The 4,553-nt window shown below is 61.0% G+C and carries 7 protein-coding genes; all 7 read right to left on the bottom strand.

Features of this window, described 5'->3' with window-relative positions:
• The coding region (locus tag BGI27_RS17455; RefSeq protein ID WP_141239830.1) for a transposase at positions 1-107 on the bottom strand (107 nt) is incomplete at its 3' end.
• Between the two features lie 60 nt (positions 108-167).
• Positions 168-491 (bottom strand): hypothetical protein, encoded by a 324-nt coding sequence (locus BGI27_RS17450; protein ID WP_141239838.1) that lies wholly within the window; start codon positions 489-491, stop codon positions 168-170.
• Entirely contained in the window at positions 476-973 is a 498-nt protein-coding gene (locus BGI27_RS17445; protein WP_095526046.1) for a hypothetical protein, read from the bottom strand. Before BGI27_RS17445 ends, BGI27_RS17450 begins: the two co-directional genes overlap by 16 nt.
• Positions 970-1,581, bottom strand: a complete 612-nt coding sequence (locus BGI27_RS17440; RefSeq protein ID WP_170943103.1) for a PilN domain-containing protein — start codon at positions 1,579-1,581, stop codon at positions 970-972. Before BGI27_RS17440 ends, BGI27_RS17445 begins: the two co-directional genes overlap by 4 nt.
• Positions 1,578-2,498 carry a hypothetical protein gene (locus BGI27_RS17435; protein ID WP_143311277.1) on the bottom strand — a complete coding sequence of 307 codons (921 nt, stop codon included), beginning with the start codon at positions 2,496-2,498 and terminating at the stop codon, positions 1,578-1,580. Before BGI27_RS17435 ends, BGI27_RS17440 begins: the two co-directional genes overlap by 4 nt.
• Positions 2,499-2,607: 109 nt before the next feature.
• Positions 2,608-3,990, bottom strand: a complete 1,383-nt coding sequence (locus BGI27_RS17430) for a DUF6701 domain-containing protein (RefSeq protein WP_095526043.1) — start codon at positions 3,988-3,990, stop codon at positions 2,608-2,610.
• Positions 3,983-4,553: DUF6701 domain-containing protein (locus tag BGI27_RS18365; protein ID WP_317984311.1), on the bottom strand; the 571-nt coding region annotated here is incomplete at its 5' end. The genes BGI27_RS17430 and BGI27_RS18365, both read right to left, overlap by 8 nt.

Below are 4,553 nucleotides of genomic sequence, written 5' to 3'. Positions count from 1 at the left end.
ATGCTCACATCCAGTCGCCCGGCAACGTCCGCAACGCTATGTCCGCGATCGGTCACTTGCTTGACCGCTTCAATCTTGAACTCTTCCGTGTATCGCTTGCTACTCATAGACACCTCCACTTGGTTGCCAGCTTAAGGCTTCGAAGTGTCTAGTGAACCGGGGGCGATTCAATCCGCCGCTGGCTTGGATGGGAAGTTCAGGCGCAGCAGCTGTGTTCCGTGTGGCGATACGAGCAGCACCTCACGCGGGCGGATACTGCGGATCTGCCATTCACCCAGCCGCTCTCCCTCACGCAGGCTGCGGCCGTTGATGATGGCGAGCCGGCGCTGAGGGGAATTGATCACGGCCTGCAACAGCAGACGATCCGTGCGCTCGGTACTGGCCTGCGGGACGGGCGCGAATCCGCTGGGTGGCAAGGTGGGGTCATTGCGGGGGGCCGCCATCGTGGATGCCGAAAGCATCAACAGGAATGGGATCAGAGGCCTAACCATGTCGCCTCCAGACTTACCGTGTACAGAATCAATTTCAGATTCGCCCGTGGTGCGGTCTCGGTACGCAAGGACAACGAGGAAAACCCCAACCGCCAGGGCAGCCGCTCCACATGGGCCAGATAGGCTGCCAACGTGGCGTAGCTGCCGCGCAATTCCAGATCCAGGCTGTGGCGGAACAGCCCGATAGGCGCATCCTTCTGCGCCAGTAGCGGTTCGGGGTTGCCCGCTTTCAGACTCAAAAGCTCTAACCCTTGCTGACCGGCAATCAGCTCACGCAGCAATACAGCCATCTGTGCCGGTGGTACGAAAAGCGCCTGTTCGCTATCCAGTGCAACACGCAGACGCTTGTTCTCATCCTCCAGGCGTGCGATCTCCTGACGGGATGCGGCATCCGGGTCCAGCTGACTGGCCTGAATCAGTGCAAGCTCGCGTGGAGCACACGCGTCGAAACGATCTGCCAGTTGTAGCCAGAGTCTGTTCATGGCTTTCCCTCCGGCCTAGCTGTAAGGCTGAATTTCACCGCCTCGGGCGCGCCGGGGCCGTCGCCGAAGCGCTGCCGCCCCAATTCGAAGGTCGTGAAGGATTGCCCGTGCAGTGCGGGCTGCTGCCCCAACAGCGTCAGATAGGCGGGGATTGCAGAGGATTCAGTCGCCAGACCTTGTAATGAGACGTGCCCCCGTACCAGATCAATGCCAGTCAGCCAGACACGCCCTGGCGGGATGTCTCCCAATGCGTCGAACAGGGCTGCAGCCTTCAGAGCGGCGGCTTCAGGCTCATGCAAAGCCTCCAGCACGGCATTGAGTCCCTGCTGCTCTGCCTGCGCATGCGCCAGAGAGGCAGCTACGGCCGGATCCTGCAAGCGTGGCTGCAGCTGCCGTTCTCGGGTCTGCACCTGTGTTTCTCGCTGTGCCACACGGGCCTGCATCTCGTGCGCGCTGGCTTCATAGGCACTCAGGCCGCCATGGATGAAGAACGAGAACAGCAGCAGGATCACGATCGCGGCTGCCACATAGAGCACCAGGCTCTGAAACTGAAAGAAGGGCCGCGGTGGCAGCAAAGCCGCGCTGACAAGATTGATCTGCGGCTTCATGCCGGCTCTCCGACCGCCCGCAGCGCCAGTCCCAGCACATGGAACAACGCCCCCCGCTGAGTGGGGTCGCCCGGCAAAGGGCATTCCCTGCAATCGAAGAGCTCTTCCAGTACGACAATCTTCACCGGCAGATACAAGGTATCGATCAGCAGGCCGAACAATTCCTCCATGTGCGAGAACGGCGCCAGCCAGAGTGTCGACAAAGACAGAAAGGAGAACTGGTGCTCCAGTACGTCGAAGGAACGCTGCAACTCCAGCACCAGGCGGTCGAATTGCTCGCGACGTGCGTGCTCATTCTCGGCCAATGGCCCCCCAAGCTCGAAATTGCGTACGAAATACAGTTCACCCTCACGACTCACAGTGAGCAGGCAACCCGCAGGCGTCAGAGCGAGTATTGCAGTGGCATGACCGGGGGTTTCGAGACAATCGGCCAGATTGCGCTGGGCCTGCTCGGGAATGTCGATCACCGCCACATCGCTGCCATAGGCCCTGAACTGGAGCATGCGCGACCGCAGGAGATTGTTCGCGGCAGACACGACGTAACCCTGGGTACGACGAATGCCATCTCCCTGCGCGGGTGGCGGCAGGATATCTAGCGTGCTCTGATCCAGCGGCTGGCGCAGCATGTCTTTCATCTGCCAGCCGATGGCTGTCCGTAACTCCTCTACAGGCAGGGATGGAAACTCCGTCTGCATGAACTGGTAATCCGCAGCCTCCAGCAGGATCTGCAAGGGCGCCTGCTTGATGCGGAGTTCCCGCGCGAGTTGATCGAGCCGTTCCGTTGCGGAAGACTCGCTGTGTAACACACGTACCTCACGCAGATGAGCCCGGCCCTCAGGGCCGGGCGACATGCGCACCGCCACAGCCAGCCCCGGCATCGTGGCCAGACTTACCGGCAGCTGCCGTTTGCGCTTCAATCCCAACGGCCACATAGCGCGCTCCCTCCTCGTGCCTGCTGCATTACCGTCCCGAAGGCCGTATCCATGTCGCCACGACTCCGGCACGGGTTTTCGCCGGCTCTTCTTCTCAGTAGATCTCGCGCTGGTGGATCACACCGGAATTGGTCTTCACTCCGAAGCGGATCCGCGCGCGCGGATTGTCGTCATGCAGGTAGCCATCCCCTGGTGTCGTGCAGCCCGGCAGGCTCTGATCCACGCCATCCACGTTGTATTTCAGGTAATCCGGCGCCGCCAACACGAGATCCAGATAGCCGCCGCCGGTATTGGTTGGCGGACTTAGCCGCAAGGTGCTGGCACCACCGCTGAGCTTCACCGTACCGCCCGCTGCCGTGGCACCGACACTGGCATTTACACCAGCGAGACTGCCGTAAAGCCCTACGCCCCCATTGCAAGCCAGAGTGGCCGTATTACTGCTGTTCACGGAGACTGTCGCAGGGACTTGAAAAGGTGTGCAGCTATCTGCCCCATGGTCGATAAATGTGCTGCCGTTCCACATCTGGGCACGTGCAGTCACTGGCAGCGGAAGCAGCGCCGAGCCATAGGTGTTGCCCACCTGCAGACGGCCGAACACCAGGCGTGTACTCCCCAATGCGACGCCTTCTGGAGCTCCAGCCAGATCCCAGTTGAAATCAGGACCACGCATGCCCACGCTATCGGCATCAGTGGCTACCAATCCGAAGCTCGCACTGTCGAATGGCCCATCAATCTGTGACCCTGTGGCCCGCAATACGCTAAGACGCGCCTGGATTGCGCTGCTGCCACTGACGAATGCGGCGCAACTGGTGCAGCTACTGCTCAGGCGGGAATTCAGAAGACTGCCGCCGGATTGCGCACCGAATGCCAGACCATTGCTGCCCGCACCCGTAACCGGCGCAAGGTTCAGGCGGGCATAGTTGCCACGGTAGTTCCCGGTGATGGCTCCGTTCAGATTCACGGCCTGCAATGTGAAGCCGACGCCTACCGCCTCGCCCAGATAACTGAACGTAGAAACTGACGAGCAGGCCGCCGCGACACGATTGGTCAATGCCTGGCCCGACACGGTGAAACCTGCCGGAATGAAGCGACCGAAATTGTTCTGCCCGGTCGGTGCGGTCTGCCCGAAATAGGCCCCCGTCGGCGGCGTGGCTGTCAGGCGGAAGATACCCACCTCACTCTGGGCCTGGGCCACACTGCCCAGACCACCACTGCCCACATTCACCGAAGTGGTTGAGAGCAGTCCGGCATTGGCTCCGCTGGGGGCAATCACAGCGCTGGCGAGAACCAAGCCATCCTGCCGGTAATTGGGTGTGGTAGGCAGGCTGCAAGCCGCATTGCTGCTTCCGTCATAGGCTTTGCCGGTCACACGCTGAACGAAGCTCTCTCCGGCCCGCTTGAAGACACTGCAAGCGGCCGGATCCTGCAGCGCAGCATCCGTCCCGCTGCACTGCCAGTTGGCATCGGTGCTATCCACGCACAAAGCGTACGGCACCACGGGAAAGGTGCTCGAACCATATGACCAGGCCGCTGTCACCATTGGCACTGCTGCCGGTATAGCGGGCATTCAATGCAATCTGTCCGGCATCCGGATAGTTCAGCGTAATCGTGGCGTCCCCGTTGGCATTGAAACTCAGGGGCAGACTGGTCCCTGGACTTGCACCCGCAACGGCATTGCCATTGACGGCCAGGCTCATGCTGCCGGTAGCGGGACTCAGATAACTCGACCAGAAGCTCACATTACGCGTCACGCTGGCAAAGGCCGGCACGCAACGCTTGGTCGCGTCGTCCGTCTTCGCGGCCGTGATCGTAATGGCATTGGAGGTCACGCCGGATATCTGGGACGGCACACTGAACAGCAGACCTGCATCCGCAAAACCCAGGCTGCAACTGGTGGAATAGGCTGCGCCATTGAACGAGCACAGTGGCTGACTGAAGGCTTTGAGCGGCGGGCTCGAACCACTGACACCAAGCGTGACACTGCCGACTGAGCAACCGTCTTGGCCGTCAAGCGCTATGCATAGTCGAATCCCACATCGA

This window comes from Candidatus Dactylopiibacterium carminicum (assembly GCF_014736495.1).
Taxonomy (GTDB): domain Bacteria; phylum Pseudomonadota; class Gammaproteobacteria; order Burkholderiales; family Rhodocyclaceae; genus Uliginosibacterium; species Uliginosibacterium carminicum.
This window is presented reverse-complemented; position numbering and strand designations above follow the sequence as displayed.

Coding starts and splice junctions, on each gene's coding strand:
- BGI27_RS17450 (WP_141239838.1), bottom strand. CDS start 491: ATGGTTAGGCCTCTGATCCCATTCCTGTTGATGCTTTCGGCATCCACG.
- BGI27_RS17445 (WP_095526046.1), bottom strand. CDS start 973: ATGAACAGACTCTGGCTACAACTGGCAGATCGTTTCGACGCGTGTGCT.
- BGI27_RS17440 (WP_170943103.1), bottom strand. CDS start 1,581: ATGAAGCCGCAGATCAATCTTGTCAGCGCGGCTTTGCTGCCACCGCGG.